Origin of the sequence: Pseudomonas sp. BP01, assembly GCF_022760795.1 — a bacterium.
GTDB classification, from domain to species: domain Bacteria; phylum Pseudomonadota; class Gammaproteobacteria; order Pseudomonadales; family Pseudomonadaceae; genus Aquipseudomonas; species Aquipseudomonas putida_Q.
In genome coordinates this window covers 42,580-57,802 of the sequence record NZ_JAFBKA010000003.1, presented here as the reverse complement: position 1 = coordinate 57,802, position 15,223 = coordinate 42,580, and the positions used below count along the sequence as shown (strand labels likewise).

Genomic DNA, 15,223 nt, shown 5'->3' with positions numbered 1-15,223 from the left:
CGCTGGGCCGCTAGCGGTTGACCAGCTTCGCCGGCAAGGCGATGACCAGGAAGCAGCTGAGGATCAGGCAGCCGGCAAACACCCACAGCGCGGCGTGTGAGGTACCGGTGAGGTCGGTGACCAGGCCCATCAGTGAGTTGCTCACCAGGCCTGCGATGTTGGCCACCGAGCAGGCCAGGGCGAAGCCGGTGGCAGCCGCAGTGCCTTTGAGGAAGGTCGCCGGCAGGCTGAAGAACACCGGCACCGCGCCGATGATCGCTGCCGAGGCAATGGCGAACAGCGCCACGGTCATTACCAGGTTCTGGCTGAACAAGGTGCTGCTGGCCATGGCGATTGCACCAATGATGAATGGCACGATGATGTGCCAGCGGCGCTCGCGGTGGCGGTCGGAGCTGGCCCCGATCATCAGCATGCCGGCCAGTGCGGCCAGGCTCGGAATGGCCGTGAGCAGACCGATGTGGAAGGTATCGCTGACGCCAGCATCACGGATAAAGGTCGGCATCCAGAAGCCCATGGCATAGGCGCTGAGCAAAATCGAAAAGTCGATGCCTCCGAGCATCCACACCTTCAGGTTGAAAAAGCCGTCACGGAAGCTGTGCTTGCTGTCCTTGCCCTCGGCATCGTCAGCCGCCAGGTCCGCTGCCAGCTGCGCCTTGTCGTCAGCCGACAGCCACTTGGCCTGCTGGAAATGGTTAGGCAATGCCCAGAACGTGAGAATGCCGAGCAGCACGCTGGGGATCGCTTCCAGCAAAAACAGCCACTGCCAGCCGTGCAGGCCGTGCACCTGGTCGAAATGCCCCATGATCCAGCCAGAAATCGGCCCGCCGATCACGCTCGACAAGGGCAGCCCGATCATGAACAAGGCAATGATGCGCCCGCGCCGATAGGTGGGGTACCACATGGTCAGGTAGTACAACACGCCCGGCAGGAAGCCGGCCTCGGCAGCACCCAGCAGAAAACGCAGGACATAGAACTGGGTGGTGGTGGAAACAAACATGGTGCAGGCCGACAGCAGGCCCCAGGTGATCATGATGCGTGCGATCCACAGCTTGGCGCCAACGCGCTGCAGGATCAGGTTGCTCGGTACTTCGAAAATGATATAGCCGACAAAGAACAGCCCGGCACCCAGGCCATAGGCCGCTGTGCTGAACTGCAGGTCTTCGAGCATCTGCAGCTTGGCGAAGCCGACATTGATGCGGTCCAGATAAGCTGCGAGGTAGCAGAAGCACAGGAAGGGGATGAGCCTCCAGGTGATTTTGCTGTACAGCGCTTTAGTGCCATGGTCGATGTCACTGTGGACCGTGGTTGCATTCGCAATTGGCATTTCCTGTCTCCTGGCGGGCGACTTTGTGGTTGTTTTAAGGCCAGCAGTTTTCGACGCGCCGGGCACCCCGCGCACTATACGCGGCGTGCCGGGGCAGCGCCTGAAGACCCCGAGTGCTCCTGCGGGGCGACCACCCGGACAGCAGGCGGTCATGGACGGGCTTCCCGCACCGGTCCTTGATTGTTATTGGTAACGGCTACCCGGCATTCAGCCGGCCAGGTGCCTGAGTTGCTGCATGGCCTCCTGGCGGCTGACGACATCGCCATACTTGCTGTCGATGTCGAACAGGTTGGCTTCGTGCGGGTCGTTGTGGCGATCACCGACACACTCGCGCACCACGATAGTTCGAAACCCGTGCTGCATGGCATCCACCGCACTGGCACGGATGCAGCCGCTGGTAGAGCAGCCAGCCAGTACCACGGTATCCACGCCTTGAGCATGCAGCAGCGGGGCCAGGCTGGTGGCGAAGAAGGCACTGGCGTACTGCTTGCTCAGCACCACCTCCCCTGCCTGTGGCGCAACGGCCTCGCAGAACGCCGCCAGCGGGTTGCCTTCGACCATGTCCTTCATCACCGGCGCCTTGCGCACCCACACGCCGCCGTCAGCAAAATGCGGCGGCTGGTAGCGGATGTTGGTATGCACCACCAAGGTACCGCAGTCGCGGGCCAGCGCCAGCAGGCCCGCGGCCTGTTCGACCGCCACCACCACGCCCGGGGCGTACAGCGGTGCGCCGGGGGTGGTGTAGCCCTGCATGAAGTCGATCATCAACAGGGCTGGTTTGCGGCCAAAGCCGATGCGCTGGCCCCATACGCCCTGGTAGTTGTCACGGGCGCTTTGTGCGTCGCTCATGTCCGTCTCCCGATTTCAGTAAGCGCCCGACAGCAGGGCACCGGCGCCCGGCACGATCGGCTCCAGGTCCAGCGCCTTGAGCATGGCGTAGGTAGTGGCGATAGCAGCAGTGACCACCGGCTTGCCAGTTTGCGCCTCGACCTTGGCCACTGCCGGCAGCGATTGCATCTGGACGCAGGCCGAGAGCACCACCACATCGACGCCCTCAAGGTCCATGCCGGCGACGATGCCTGGCAGGTTGGCCGGGTCGTGGCGGGCCACGGCGAGGTTGTCGGGGATTTCCAGCGCGCGCCAGTCCTGCACCTCGAAGCCCTCCTCGCGGATGTAGTTCACCACCAGCTCGGTCAAAGGCTTCATGTACGGCGCGACGATGGCAATGCGCTTGGCCTTCATCACATGCAAGGCCTCGACCAACGCCCCGGCGCTGGTGATTACCGGGGCCAGCGCGTCGTTGTCGGCGGTGGCCTGCTGCAAGCGCTTTTCCGATTGCCGGTGATAGCCCAGGCCCATGGCCATGATCGCCACCAGGCAGGCGTAGCCCAGCACATCCACCTTGGCGTCAGACAGCTCCATGGCGCAGCGGTCGGACTCGGCGTCCATGGCGGCCAGCTCTTCCTTTTTTACCTGCTTCATGCGCATGCGGCTGGAATGGAAGGTGAAGCGCTCGGGGCGGATCGCCTGGCGCGCGTTGAGCATCGCCGGGATTTCGGTTTCCATCGTGGTGTTCGAGCTCGGCACGATCTGGCCGATGCGGTATAGCTTGGTCATGTCTCGTGCTCCGTCAGACGAGGGGTTGGTCGAGGAAGTCGCCAAAGGCGGTGAAGAAGCCGTCCAGGTCGTCCCATGGGATCATGTGGCCGGCGTTGTCGACATGCGCGACCTGGATATCCGGCTTGAGTTCGCGTATTTCAGCGATGTCACGGGGCTCGATCACCCCACCTCGCCCGGCCACCATCAGCAATGTCGGCTGGCGCACCGCGGGCAGATACTGGTGGATATCCACGTTGTGAAAATCATCAAACGCCCGCACGATCGCTGGCTCGTAGCAGGTGTGCAGCCATTCGGCTCGCAGCGCCAGCTGCTCGTCGCTCCAGGTGGCGCAGAATGCGCGCATGTCGTCGCCGCTCATGCCCACCGTGGCCTGGCGGATCGAATCCACATACCACGGCAGCTTGCTCGGGTAGGCACGGCGGCCTGGCCCGGACACCGGCGGGTCGACCAGTACCAGCCGCTGCAGCCCCGGTGCTCCCTGGGCAGCCGCGCGAATGGCAAAGCGCGCGCCCATCGAGTGCCCGACCAGGTGGTAGCTGTCCAGGCCCAGCGCTGTGGCAAAGGCCGGAATGTCCGCAGCACAGGCGTCGGTGCCGTAGTCCAGTTCGGGGCCGCTTGAAGACAAGCCGCGGCCGCGCACATCCAGCACGTAGGTGTCGAAGTACAACCCAAGGCGCTCGGCGACGAAGCCCCAGGTGATCGCCGGGCTGGTGATGCCGGGCACCAGGATCAGCGCATGGCCCTTGCCGCCATAGCGCAGGTAATGTTGGCGGATGCCATTTGCGCAGACGTTGCCGCCGGCGACGAACGTGCTCATGCCGCCTCCCCGCTTTTCAGCGCCTGGCCGTACAGGTCATAGCCGTAGACCCAGGCCGGGTCCTCCTGGCTGTAGAGGAAGGTGTTGGCGTTCGATACCGCCTGCACCCGGGATGCCCGCTCCTTGCGATTGGCCTCGTACAGCGCGAACGCGGTGCGGTGGTCGGAAAGCCCGGTCTCCTGCAGGCAGCGGGTCAGCATGGCCGCATCCTCGATGGCCATGCACGCGCCCTGGGCCATGTGTGGCTTCATTGGGTGGCAGGCATCACCCAGCAGCACCAGGCGGCCACGGCTCCACAGCGGCAGCGGGTTGCGGTTGCGCAGCGGCCATTTGGTGATCGATTCGGTGGCGTCGATCAGCTTTTGCACGGTGGGGTGGTAACCCTCGAAGGCAGCGCGCATTTCCTCCTGGCTGCTGTCGACGTACGCCCCCTGGAAGTCCCAAGCCGCGTGCGGTACGCCGGTGACGAAGTAGTACTCGTCGCGCTTGCCGGTGGTGTAGTAGACCATCATGTGGCGGTCTTCGGACCACCACTTGACGCAGGGCTCGAACACATCGGCATGCTGCGCCAGGTTTACCCCGCGGATCAGCGCACGGTGGGCGACCCAACCGCTGTAGATCGGCGCTTCAGCGCCCAGCAGCTCTTCACGAATCCTGGAGTGGATGCCGTCGGCACCGATGACGATGTCGGCCACGGTGTGGGTGCCGTCGGCGAAGTCCAGGCGCACCTGTTCGCCTTCGTCGACGATCTTTTGCAGGCGCTTGCCAAAGTGCACGGTACCCGGCTTGATCGCCTCGATCTGCAGGGCGTGCAGGTCGCCACGGTGGATGGTGATGTAGGCCGCGCCATACTCGCGGCGGGCAAACTCGCCCAGCGGGATGCGCGCCAGGTAGTCACCGCTATTGCCATCGCGGCTGAACCAGAAGTCCGGGTGCGAGCCCATCAGTTCCAGCTTCTGCTCCAGCCCCATGCGGCGGAAGATCTTCATCACGTTAGGGCCAATATGGATGCCCGCCCCCAGGCGGGTGAACTCCGGCGCCTGCTCGAACACCTCGACATCGAACCCGGCCTGCTGCAGCAACGTGGCGGCGGCCGCCCCACCCAGACCCGCACCGACGATTGCGATTTTCTGCCTACCACGCATGGGTATCTCTCCTCTTGTTCTGATATGTGGCCAGCGGTTCGACCGCCTGACGATTTAGAGCGTATACGCTGCAAATGAACTTTGGATAGAGGCCCAGTAAAATATTTTTCAAACACCTGATCGAAAACCAATACAGGTCACCTGTTACCGTAAACATTGGTTATTTGTGTGAATAGGTAACGTTTGATAGATAACTTGCGCTCGCCGTCCGGATGCGCTTTCATCTGCAAAAGTAGGGTGTACACACTATTATTTTGCACCGAGATGAAGCGCCAGGCACTGCCATGGTGCACCCCCTGCCAACGCCACCCAGGAGAACCCCGATGCCGGTGAGCAATGCACAACTGACCCAGATGTTCGAGCATGTACTGAAGCTGTCCCGCGTGGACGAGACGCAGAGCGTGGCCGTACTCAAGAGCCACTACTCCGACCCGCGCACGGTCAACGCCGCGATGGAGGCCGCGCAGCGCCTGAAGGCCAAGGTGTATGCGGTAGAGCTGCCGGCGTTCAACCACCCGACCGCCATGGGTAACGACATGACTGCCTACTGCGGAGACACCGCACTGACCGGCAACCTGGCGGCGCAGCGGGCGCTGGAAGCAGCCGACCTGGTCGTCGATACCATGATGCTGCTGCACTCGCCCGAGCAGGAGCAGATCCTCAAGACCGGCACGCGCATCCTGCTGGCCGTGGAGCCACCTGAAGTGCTGGCGCGCATGCTGCCAAGCGAAGACGACAAACGCCGGGTGCTGGCCGCCGAAACCTTGCTGAAACAGGCGCGCAGCATGCATGTGCGGTCCAAGGCCGGCAGCGACTTCCACGCCCCGCTCGGCCAGTACCCGGCCGTGACCGAGTACGGCTATGCCGACGAACCGGGGCGCTGGGACCACTGGCCCAGCGGTTTCCTGTTCACCTGGCCCAACGAGGACAGTGCCGAGGGCACGCTGGTGCTGGATGTGGGCGACATCATCCTGCCGTTCAAAAACTATTGCCGCGAGCGCATCACCCTGGAGATTGAAAAAGGCTTTATCACCGGCATCCACGGCGGCTTCGAGGCCGAGTACCTGCGCGACTACATGAAGTACTTCAACGACCCCGAGGTCTACGGCATCTCACACATCGGCTGGGGCCTGCAGCCGCGCGCGCAGTGGACGGCCATGGGCTTGCACGACCGCAACGACGGCATGTGCATGGACGCCCGCGCGTTCTACGGCAACTTCCTGTTCTCCACCGGCCCGAACACCGAGGTCGGCGGCAAGCGCAAGACCCCCTGCCACCTGGACATCCCGCTGCGCAACTGCGATATCTACCTGGATGACAAGGCCGTGGTGCTGGCCGGCGACGTGGTCGCACCAGAGGAATCGCGGGCGCGATAGTGGTTATACTGGCCGGGCGCTCCGCTATTGGCGGCCGGCCAGCACCTTTCCACCCAGCCCAAGCCATCCCATGCCAAAGAAAACCACACCCAGCAGCGCCCCGCTCGACACCACCCCCTATGACGTCACCGAACAGGTCGGCCACCTGCTGCGCAAGGCTTACCAACGGCACACGGCGATCTTCCAGCAGCAGGCCTGCGACCCGCAGCTTACCTCGATCCAGTTCGTTACCCTGTGTGCCCTGCGCGACCACGGCCCCAGCTCCCAGGCCGAACTGATCAAGGCCACCGCGGTGGACCAGGCAACCATCCGCGGCATCGTCGAGCGCCTGAAAACCCGCGAGCTGGTGCAGCTGTCACCAGACCCGGGCGACCGGCGCAAGGTCATTGTCGAACTCACCGACAGCGGCGCGGCATTGCTCGACGCAATGATCCCCTGCGCCCGGCAGATCAGCGAATTGAGCATGGGCAGCCTGAATGCCGGCGAACGCGTGGCCATTTTGTACCTGCTGCGCAAGATGATCGACAGCGACGAAACCCCCGGCTGACAAGCTGACGTACCCGGCAAACCATCTCTGGCCTGCTTCTTGCTCGCTCATTTCATGTAGTGAGTACTTACCGAAACTCTCGCGTCATGTGAGTCCTTTGGTAGCGCAAGCAACCTCCAGAGATGAGCCAACAATGCAAACAACCATCTCCCTGCGGGTCAACGGCCAGCCTGTCGAAGTCAGCGCCATGCCCGACACCCCGCTGCTGCTGATCCTGCGCAACGACCTGTGCCTGAACGGCCCCAAATACGGCTGCGGCCTGGGCGAATGCGGGGCGTGCACGGTGATCATCGACGGCGTGGCCGCACGCTCGTGCGTCATCCCCCTGGCCGGCGCTGCGGGCCGCGACATCACCACCCTCGAAGGGCTGGGCAGCAAGGCTGCACCACATCCGGTGCAACAGGCGTTCATCGACGAACAGGCAGCCCAGTGCGGCTACTGCATGAACGGCATGATCATGACCACCAAGGCCCTGCTCGACCGTATTCCCGACCCCAGCGACGCACAGATTCGCCAGGAACTCTCCGGCAACCTGTGCCGCTGCGGTACACACGTCGAAATCCTGCGCGCTGTGCGCCGCGCCGCCGAGACCCGGAGAAAAGCATGAACCACTCACAACAGGTGCCCAGCCGCGACCAGCTGCTGGCCAAGACTGGCGTGTTGCTGATCGTCGACCAGATCACCCCACCCTCGGGGCCCGTGGCCAAGGGTGTGACGCCTGCGGTCAAGGCACGCGAGTTGGCGTTGTTCATCGCTGTCAGCGACGACGGCATGGTCTACGCCTTCAACGGCCACGTCGACCTGGGCACCGGCATCCGCACCTCGCTGGCGCAAATCGTCGCCGAAGAGCTGGACCTGCGCATGGACCAGGTACACATGGTACTGGGCGATACTGAGCGAGCCCCCAACCAGGGCGCGACCATCGCCAGCGCCACCCTGCAGATTTCCGCCGTGCCCCTGCGCAAGGCGGCCGCCACCGCGCGGCGCCACCTGTTGCAACAGGCCGCGCAACGCCTTGGCTGCGCGCCCGAAGTGCTGCGCATCGAAGACGGCGCGATCATCGCCAGCAACGGCAGCACGCTGAGTTTTGCCGAACTGGTCCAGGGCGAAAACCACCAGCTGCACATTGCCGACGATGCCCCGCTCAAGGCCATCGACGACTACCGCCTGGTCGGCCGCAGCGCTGCACGGGTAGACATCCCCGGCAAGGCCACCGGCGAGTTGACCTATGTGCATGACATGCGCCTGCCCGACATGCTTCACGGCCGGGTGATCCGCCCGCCCTACGCCGGTCATGACAGCGGCGACTTCGTCGGCAACAGCCTGCTGGCGGTAGATGAATCGTCCATCGCCCATTTGCCCGGCGTGGTGGCCGTGGTCGTCATCCGCGACTTCGTCGGCGTGGTGGCCGAGCGCGAAGAACAAGCGATCCGCGCCGCCCAGGCGCTGAAAATCAGCTGGAAGCCATTCACAGGCAAGCTGCCCGACCTCAGCGATGTCGCCCAGGCCATCCGCGACAACCCGCGGGTACAGCGCACTGTGCTGGACCAGGGCGATGTCGACGGCGGCATCGCCAATGCCAGCCAGCGCCTGAGCCGCAGCTACCTATGGCCCTACCAGCTGCACGCATCAATCGGCCCGTCGTGCGCGCTGGCCGATTTCACCGATGGGCCAATCCGCGTGTGGTCCGGCACGCAGAACCCGCACCTGCTGCGCGCCGACCTCGCCTGGCTGCTGGAGTGCACAGAGGAGCGCATCGAGATCATTCGCATGGAGGCCGCCGGTTGCTACGGCCGCAACTGTGCCGATGACGTGTGCGCCGATGCGGTGCTGCTGTCGCGCGCGGTACAGCGCCCGGTGCGGGTACAGCTGACCCGCGAGCAGGAGCATGTGTGGGAGCCCAAGGGCACCGCGCAGCTGATGGAAATCGACGGTGGCCTGAACGCCGACGGCAGCGTGGCCGCCTACGACTTCCAGACCAGCTACCCGTCCAATGGCGCACCTACCCTGGCCCTGCTGCTGACCGGCGCCGTGGAGCCGGTGCCGGCCCTGTTCGAGATGGGCGACCGCACTTCGATACCGCCCTATGACTACCAACACATGCGCGTCACCATCAACGACATGACGCCACTGGTACGTGCCTCGTGGATGCGGGGTGTGTCGGCCATGCCCAACAGCTTCGCCCACGAGTCGTACATCGATGAGCTGGCCTTTGCCGCTGGCGTCGACCCGGTCGAATATCGCCTCAGGCACCTGTCCGACCCGCGCGCCATCGACCTGGTCAAGGCCACTGCCGAACGCGCCGAATGGCAGCCGCATACCCGGCCCATGCAGGCGCAGGCCGAAGGCGATGTACTGCGCGGCAGGGGCTTTGCCTATGCACGCTACATCCACAGCAAGTTCCCCGGTTTCGGCGCGGCCTGGGCGGCATGGGTGGCCGATGTCGCGGTGGACCGGCGCACCGGTGAAGTGGCCGTCACCCGCGTGGTGATCGGCCACGATGCCGGGATGATGGTCAACCCCGAGGGCGTGCGCCACCAGATCCACGGTAACGTCATCCAGTCCACCAGCCGGGTGCTCAAGGAACAGGTCAGCTTCGAAGAGTCGACCGTGGCCAGCAAGGAATGGGGCGGCTATCCGATCCTGACCTTCCCCGAACTGCCGGCCATCGACGTGATGATGCTGCCGCGTCAGCACGAAGCGCCGATGGGCAGTGGCGAGTCGGCCTCGGTACCGAGCGCGGCGGCCATCGCCAATGCCATTTTCGACGCGACCGGCATTCGTTTTCGCGAGCTGCCGATCACGGCAGAACGGGTACGTGCCGCCCTTGATGGCCAAGCTCAGGGCCCTGACGCGCCCGCGCCAGCGCAGCCGACCACCAAGCGTTCGAAGTGGTGGTTCGGCTCGCTGGCCGGGGTATTCGGCGCTGCATTGGGTGTACTCGCCACAGCCCTGCCCTGGCGCGCCGAAATCGCCCCGGTAACCCCGCCAGGCGCCGGCAGCTGGAGCGCAGCGATGCTCGAGCGTGGGCGCCAGGTGGCGGCGGCCGGTGACTGCGCCGTGTGCCATACGGTCAGCGGCGGCAAGGTCAATACAGGCGGGCTGGCAATGGACACACCGTTTGGCACGCTGTACAGCACCAACATCACGCCCGACCCGGAAACCGGCATCGGCCGCTGGTCGTTCGGCGCCTTCGAGCGGGCCATGCGCGAGGGCATCAGCCGCGACGGTCGGCACCTGTACCCGGCGTTTCCCTACACCTCGTTTCGCAACATCAACGACGCCGACATGCAGGCGCTGTATGCCTACCTGATGTCGCAAACCCCGGTACGCCAGCAAGCACCCGCCAACCAGATGCGCTTCCCGTTCAACCAGCGGCCACTGATGGCCGGCTGGAATGCGATGTTTCTGCAACGCGGCGAATACCAGCCCGACCCGCAGCGCAGTGCCCAGTGGAACCGCGGCGCCTACTTGGTCGACGGCCTGGGCCACTGCACTGCCTGCCACTCGCCGCGCAACCTGATGGGCGCGGAAAAAGGCGGCAGCAGCTACCTGGCCGGCGGCATGGTCGATGGCTGGGAAGCCCCGGCCCTGAATGCGCTGGGCAAATCATCCACGCCGTGGAGCGAAGACGAACTGTTCAACTACCTAAGCACCGGCTTCTCCGAAAAGCACGGTGTGGCGGCCGGCCCCATGGGCCCGGTGGTCAGCGAACTGGCCACCCTGCCAAAGAGCGACGTGCGTGCCATTGCCCACTACCTCGGTTCACTCGACGGCGAGCCGCAGGCAGTGGCCGCCAAGGCCGCGCCCCAGGTGGACACGCAGGTGTCGCTGAGCAACGGCGAGCGGGTATTCAAAGGCGCATGCATGGCCTGCCACAGCGACGGGCTGGGGCCGAAGCTGTTTGGCGTTAGCCCGTCGATGGCGGTCAACAGCAACGTCCACAGCGCCCTGCCGGACAACCTGCTGCGCGTGGTGCTGCACGGCATTGCCACCCCGGCCACCCGTGACCTGGGCTACATGCCCGGCTTCAAGGACAGCCTGTCGGACCGCCAGGTCGCTGACCTGGCAGCTTACCTGCGCCAGCGCTTCGCTGCCGACAAGCCGGCCTGGCAAGGGCTGGCGGCCAAGGCCGCGCAGGTGCGCGCCAACCCCGGCAGCCACTGAGGGTCAACGACGCAGGCCACGCAGGGCAAGGTCGCTGATAAACACCAGCCAGTCGGCCTTGGCCTGCTTGTCGGCCAGGTCTACGGCCAGAAACGAGCTGAGGGTATGCCGGTTGGAATTATAGAAATAGCAGAGCGAGGCAATCATCAGGTAGGCGTGGGTGATGTCGATGTCATCGCGGAACAGGCCCTTGGCCTGGCCTGCTTCAATGATCGGCCGCAGCACGCCCACCGCTTCGCCGGACAGCGCCTTGAGGTTCTGCGACTTGCGCGCGTGCTGGCCCTGGTGAAGGTTTTCGGTGGCGAGGATGGTGACGAATTCGGGGTGGCGCACGTAGTAGTCCCAGATGAAAGCCACCAGCTCACGCAGGGCCTGTTCCGGGTCGCCGAGGTCGATGCGCAGCTTGGCTTCGGCCTGGTTGAAGCTGGCATAGATGTGCTCCAGCACGCTGATGAACAGCTTTTCCTTGCTGCCAAAGTAGTAATAGATCATCCGGTCGTTGGACTTGGCCAGCGTGGAGATCTGCTCGATGCGCCCACCGGTGAAGCCTTCCTTGCTGAAGACCTTCACCGCAGCCTTGAGAATGTTGTCCCGGGTGCGGTCGGCCTGTTGGGCGCGAACACCGGTTTTGCGAGTTTGCATGTCGGTCCCTGTGGGGCTGGCCAGATGCCCAACACTGCCACAGACATTGAGCCATTGCGCGGCTTTTTCGGCTGGGCTGACACGATAAACGCGGGGGAGCTGAACACACGACAAGGCACGGCAATGGGCCAGGGCCGGGGATACGGTGTTGCTGTGCACCGTGCTGGCGCCTACGGCTCGGCACCCCGTTCGTCTTGGGTGATGCTTCGCTGGGCGCGTGTCAGGCAGTTGACCAGGTGCAGCCGCATGGCAGCACGGGCAGCACCGGCATCCTTGCGGGTGATCGCAGCATGCACTTGCTCGCGCTCCAGCGCCTCCAGTGCCCGCTGCTGGGCATCGCCCCCGGGCACGGCTTGCTGGGCCGCAGCCAACAAGGTACGCCCGAGATGGGTCATGGTGTCGATGAAAAAGCTGTTGCCCGTGCATTGGGCTATGCGCAGGTGAAACTCGAAGTCGGTTCGCATGCAGGGCGCTGACTGCGTATCAACGGCCTCATCCAGCGCCGCCCGCATGGCAGCCAGTTGCCCTGCGGTAGCACGCTGGGCAGCAATGGCAGCCGCCTCGATCTCCAGGCAAAGCCGCAGCTCGATGATCGCCACCTCGTTGTAAGCATCGCCCATTCCAGGGCTGGTACTCTGGAAGTCACCTGCCGGGATGGCGTCTACAACGAAGGTGCCGATACCACGGCGGGTTTCGACCAGGCCTTCGGCCTGCAACCGAGAAATGGCTTCACGCACCACGGTACGGCTTACGCCTCGCGCTTTGGTCACAGCTTCTTCGGTGGGCAATTTGCTACCCGCTGGCAACTCACCCGAGCGAATCTGCTGCGACAGGTCATGCACCAGTTGCTGGGCGAGATTCAGGCGTTTTTCCGGGGGGGCAGAACCCATTGGGCGAACCTTTGCTAAGCGGAAGATCCCGGAGTATACCCGCTGCCCAGGGCCAAAACGCACTATACTGGCTGCTGCCAACACAAGAGCACAGCAATGCCGAACCCTGCCTCCAGCCCCCCTCAACAGCCCCGCCGCCTGGCCGAAGCACTGGTCGAGCGCTTTGCCGAACGCATGCGCGAGGGCACGCTCAAGCGGGGTGACAAGCTGCCGACCGAAGCCACACTGATCGAAACCGAAGGTGTCAGCCGCTCGGTAGTACGCGAAGCGTTGTCGCGCATGCAGGCCGCGGGCCTGGTCGAGACCCGCCACGGTGTGGGCACCTTCGTGCTGGACATGCCGGCGCCGGAGAGCTTCAACGTGGGGCCGGCAACCATCAGCCTGTTGTCCGATGTGCTCGACCTGCTGGAATACCGCCTCAGCCTTGAAGTGCAAGCCGCCGGCATGGCCGCCGAACGGGCCACACCGCAAGCGCTGGAAGAACTGCATCAAGCACTTGAAGCCTTGATGCAGGGCCCGGAAAAATCCGGCAGCACGACAAACGCCGATTTCCAGTTCCACCTGAAAATTGCCAAGGCCGCAGGCAACCAGTACCTGATCGATATCATGAAGCATCTGGGCACCAAGATGATCCCCCGCACGCGCATGAACTCTGCCTACACCGGCCAAAGCAACCGCAGCACCTACCTGGCCGGTATCAACGCCGAACATCAGCAGATCTACGATGCCATCGCCAGCCGCCAGGTTGATGCGGCGCGCGCTGCCATGTACCTGCACCTGAGCAACAGCCGTACGCGCCTGCGTGAGGCGCAACGGCTACAGGCTTTTTACAGCGAGGCCTGAAGAAGCTAAGGCGCAGGCTCCACATCCGTGAAGGCCAGCCCTTGGCTGCCCTGTACCTGCCAAGGGTTGCCGCCCCCGGTGTGGGTGAAGCGAAGCCCGACGAACCGCGAATCTTTCAGGCCATCGATCTTGACCGGGGCCGGCCCGCTGAAACGTACACGCTCGAACACCAGCCCCTGATGCCAGGCGCCATGGCTGCTATCACCCTTCACCTCGATGGCAGCGGTGCTGGCGTTTTCCACGCTCACGTCGCTGACCGTGATGTCACGGAACTGCCCCGCCACCGTCGAGCGCTTGTAGTCGAGCTTGGCATTCGGGTCGTTGTAATCCAGGGTGAAGATGAAGGCCTGTTTTGCGGTATTGCGAATGGCTGAATCACGGAAGGTCACGTGGCGTGCGCCACCGCCCATGAAGTTGGTGCTTTTCATGCGCAAGCCGGTATCTGTGCCGTCCGAAACGTTGTCTTCGGCCAGGATGTTCTGGATCCAGGCGCCGGTGTGGCTGCCCGCCACGATCATTCCATGGCCTTTGCGGAAATAGTTGTTGAAGATCCAGGCATCTTCCTGCGGCTTTTGATGGACCGCACCCGCACCGGTGCCAGCGGCGAAGTTGACGCAGTCGTCACCGGTGTCGAAGAAGTTGTTGAACACCATCGCGCCGCGGCTGTTGGCAAACTCGATACCGTCGCCGTTGTTGGCGTCGTAGGTACGGTGCGTGGTGTTGGCCAGCACCACATTCTGCGTCTCCAGGTTCATGATGCCGTGGTAGGCCGGGTTGACCACCGTGAAGCCGCCATAGAACACGTTTGTCACATTGCGCAGGGTAATCAGCGACGAGCGCATCTGGCCGTACGCGTCCTTGACATTCATGCCCTCGGCAACCGCCCGCTCTACTTGCGCCTTGGCCAGCACGCCGTCGTGCATGTAGCGGGTGTTGTCGCTGGGCAGGTAGAAGGGCAAGGCTCGCCCGCGCTCGTCGAGCACATCCGGGTTACGCTTCCAGCCATTGCCGTCGATCGTGCCCTTGCCAACGATGCGGATGTTCTCGAAGGCCTGATGCGCCTGCGGGTCGCGCGGCAACGCGTTGATCAGCGAGGCCGGGCGCACGGTGGTGGAATACGGGTACTGGATATAGCCTTCGCGCGGGTAGTCCTCGGCACGCTCGGAGCCCAACAGGGTAGCGCCCTCGGCGATTTCCAGGGTCATGTTGCTCTTGAGGTAGAGCGCCCCGCTCTTGTATGTGCCGGCAGGCAGCAGCACCTTGCAGCCCTTGCTGCAAGCGTCGATGGCACGCTGGATGGCGGCCGTGTCGAGCGCTTTGCCATCACCCTTGGCACCGTACTGCTGCACGTCAAACAGTGCCGGGACGGCCGTGGTTCGCTGCACCACCACAGGGCTGTCGGCCGACTCCTTGCCGTTGCGATCAACCGAACGCACGGTGAAGCGGTATTCAGTATCGGGCGCAAGCCCTTGGGCAGTGAAGCTGTGAATGGCGATGCGGTGATGGAAGTTCTGCGTGTCCTGCTCGTAGAAGTGGTCGATGTAAGGCTTGGCCGGTGAGACCTGGTCGTTGTTGACGTTGCTGCCACCGAGCAGCTTGCCATTGGCATAGATATGGTAATCGACGATCTCGGCGTGGTCGGCCGGCTTCTCCCAGACCAGGATGATCTGTTGCTCATCGTAGGCCAGCGTCGGCACCTGGAGTTTGGCGGGCGCGTCCAGCGCCCAGAGCGGCAGGCTGCAGCCCATGGCCAGGGCACTCAGCAGTGCACCCGCCAGTGGGTGTTTGCGTGCAGCGACAGCAAGGTGTGCATACGGCATGGTTTTTATCTTCCTTGTTTTTGCCATTGATA

13 protein-coding genes are annotated in these 15,223 nt (G+C 63.9%); 5 read left to right on the top strand and 8 right to left on the bottom strand.

Going from position 1 to position 15,223, the window contains the following annotated elements:
• Positions 1–10: 10 nt before the first annotated feature.
• The 5 genes from JOY50_RS03890 to nicC all read right to left on the bottom strand — a co-directional run bounded on the left by JOY50_RS03890 (position 11) and on the right by nicC (position 4,906).
• Positions 11–1,324, bottom strand: a complete 1,314-nt coding sequence (locus tag JOY50_RS03890; RefSeq protein WP_016498888.1) for an MFS transporter — start codon at positions 1,322–1,324, stop codon at positions 11–13.
• 207 nt (positions 1,325–1,531) lie between these two features.
• On the bottom strand, positions 1,532–2,173 hold the full coding sequence (locus tag JOY50_RS03885; RefSeq protein ID WP_243054805.1) for an N-carbamoylsarcosine amidohydrolase: 642 nt from the start codon (positions 2,171–2,173) through the stop codon (positions 1,532–1,534).
• 15 nt (positions 2,174–2,188) lie between these two features.
• Entirely contained in the window at positions 2,189–2,941 is a 753-nt protein-coding gene (locus JOY50_RS03880; RefSeq protein WP_028613312.1) for a maleate isomerase, read from the bottom strand.
• 13 nt (positions 2,942–2,954) lie between these two features.
• Positions 2,955–3,761, bottom strand: coding sequence for an N-formylmaleamate deformylase (gene nicD / locus JOY50_RS03875; protein ID WP_243054804.1), 807 nt, complete (start codon positions 3,759–3,761; stop codon positions 2,955–2,957).
• Positions 3,758–4,906 (bottom strand): 6-hydroxynicotinate 3-monooxygenase, encoded by a 1,149-nt coding sequence (nicC, locus tag JOY50_RS03870; protein WP_028613314.1) that lies wholly within the window; start codon positions 4,904–4,906, stop codon positions 3,758–3,760. Before nicC ends, nicD begins: the two co-directional genes overlap by 4 nt.
• A gap of 323 nt (positions 4,907–5,229) precedes the next feature.
• Here nicC and JOY50_RS03865 point away from each other — a divergent pair, with 323 nt between their 5' ends.
• The 4 genes from JOY50_RS03865 (at position 5,230) to JOY50_RS03850 (ending at position 10,996) form a co-directional block, all read left to right on the top strand.
• Positions 5,230–6,282, top strand: a complete 1,053-nt coding sequence (locus tag JOY50_RS03865; RefSeq protein WP_016498883.1) for a 2,5-dihydroxypyridine 5,6-dioxygenase — start codon at positions 5,230–5,232, stop codon at positions 6,280–6,282.
• A gap of 70 nt (positions 6,283–6,352) precedes the next feature.
• Positions 6,353–6,829, top strand: a complete 477-nt coding sequence (locus tag JOY50_RS03860) for a MarR family winged helix-turn-helix transcriptional regulator (RefSeq protein ID WP_132841682.1) — start codon at positions 6,353–6,355, stop codon at positions 6,827–6,829.
• 133 nt (positions 6,830–6,962) lie between these two features.
• Positions 6,963–7,436 carry a (2Fe-2S)-binding protein gene (locus tag JOY50_RS03855; RefSeq protein WP_019473719.1) on the top strand — a complete coding sequence of 158 codons (474 nt, stop codon included), beginning with the start codon at positions 6,963–6,965 and terminating at the stop codon, positions 7,434–7,436.
• Positions 7,433–10,996, top strand: a complete 3,564-nt coding sequence (locus JOY50_RS03850) for a molybdopterin cofactor-binding domain-containing protein (protein ID WP_243054803.1) — start codon at positions 7,433–7,435, stop codon at positions 10,994–10,996. The genes JOY50_RS03855 and JOY50_RS03850 overlap by 4 nt, the downstream gene beginning before the upstream one ends.
• A 3-nt stretch (positions 10,997–10,999) precedes the next feature.
• Here the strand turns inward: JOY50_RS03850 and JOY50_RS03845 are convergent, their stop codons facing one another.
• Both JOY50_RS03845 and JOY50_RS03840 read right to left on the bottom strand, forming a co-directional pair.
• Positions 11,000–11,638, bottom strand: coding sequence for a TetR family transcriptional regulator (locus JOY50_RS03845; protein WP_016487984.1), 639 nt, complete (start codon positions 11,636–11,638; stop codon positions 11,000–11,002).
• 170 nt (positions 11,639–11,808) lie between these two features.
• Complete coding sequence (locus JOY50_RS03840) at positions 11,809–12,528, bottom strand: FadR/GntR family transcriptional regulator (RefSeq protein WP_243054802.1); 720 nt, start codon at positions 12,526–12,528, stop codon at positions 11,809–11,811.
• Between the two features lie 96 nt (positions 12,529–12,624).
• On the opposite strand from JOY50_RS03840, the gene JOY50_RS03835 reads away from it, so the two are divergent.
• Positions 12,625–13,371 (top strand): FadR/GntR family transcriptional regulator, encoded by a 747-nt coding sequence (locus tag JOY50_RS03835; RefSeq protein WP_132841691.1) that lies wholly within the window; start codon positions 12,625–12,627, stop codon positions 13,369–13,371.
• A gap of 5 nt (positions 13,372–13,376) precedes the next feature.
• Here JOY50_RS03835 and JOY50_RS03830 read toward each other — a convergent pair whose 3' ends face one another.
• Positions 13,377–15,191, bottom strand: coding sequence for a glycosyl hydrolase family 28 protein (locus JOY50_RS03830; RefSeq protein WP_243054801.1), 1,815 nt, complete (start codon positions 15,189–15,191; stop codon positions 13,377–13,379).
• Positions 15,192–15,223 lie beyond the last annotated feature (32 nt).

What these genes read in the sequence shown, in the direction of transcription:
- JOY50_RS03830 (WP_243054801.1), bottom strand. Translation starts at nt 15,191, where the DNA reads ATGCCGTATGCACACCTTGCTGTCGCTGCACGCAAACACCCACTGGCG.
- JOY50_RS03890 (WP_016498888.1), bottom strand. Translation starts at nt 1,324, where the DNA reads ATGCCAATTGCGAATGCAACCACGGTCCACAGTGACATCGACCATGGC.
- JOY50_RS03865 (WP_016498883.1), top strand. Translation starts at nt 5,230, where the DNA reads ATGCCGGTGAGCAATGCACAACTGACCCAGATGTTCGAGCATGTACTG.
- JOY50_RS03855 (WP_019473719.1), top strand. Translation starts at nt 6,963, where the DNA reads ATGCAAACAACCATCTCCCTGCGGGTCAACGGCCAGCCTGTCGAAGTC.
- nicD (WP_243054804.1), bottom strand. Translation starts at nt 3,761, where the DNA reads ATGAGCACGTTCGTCGCCGGCGGCAACGTCTGCGCAAATGGCATCCGC.
- JOY50_RS03885 (WP_243054805.1), bottom strand. Translation starts at nt 2,173, where the DNA reads ATGAGCGACGCACAAAGCGCCCGTGACAACTACCAGGGCGTATGGGGC.
- JOY50_RS03850 (WP_243054803.1), top strand. Translation starts at nt 7,433, where the DNA reads ATGAACCACTCACAACAGGTGCCCAGCCGCGACCAGCTGCTGGCCAAG.
- JOY50_RS03860 (WP_132841682.1), top strand. Translation starts at nt 6,353, where the DNA reads ATGCCAAAGAAAACCACACCCAGCAGCGCCCCGCTCGACACCACCCCC.
- nicC (WP_028613314.1), bottom strand. Translation starts at nt 4,906, where the DNA reads ATGCGTGGTAGGCAGAAAATCGCAATCGTCGGTGCGGGTCTGGGTGGG.
- JOY50_RS03840 (WP_243054802.1), bottom strand. Translation starts at nt 12,528, where the DNA reads ATGGGTTCTGCCCCCCCGGAAAAACGCCTGAATCTCGCCCAGCAACTG.
- JOY50_RS03880 (WP_028613312.1), bottom strand. Translation starts at nt 2,941, where the DNA reads ATGACCAAGCTATACCGCATCGGCCAGATCGTGCCGAGCTCGAACACC.
- JOY50_RS03835 (WP_132841691.1), top strand. Translation starts at nt 12,625, where the DNA reads ATGCCGAACCCTGCCTCCAGCCCCCCTCAACAGCCCCGCCGCCTGGCC.
- JOY50_RS03845 (WP_016487984.1), bottom strand. Translation starts at nt 11,638, where the DNA reads ATGCAAACTCGCAAAACCGGTGTTCGCGCCCAACAGGCCGACCGCACC.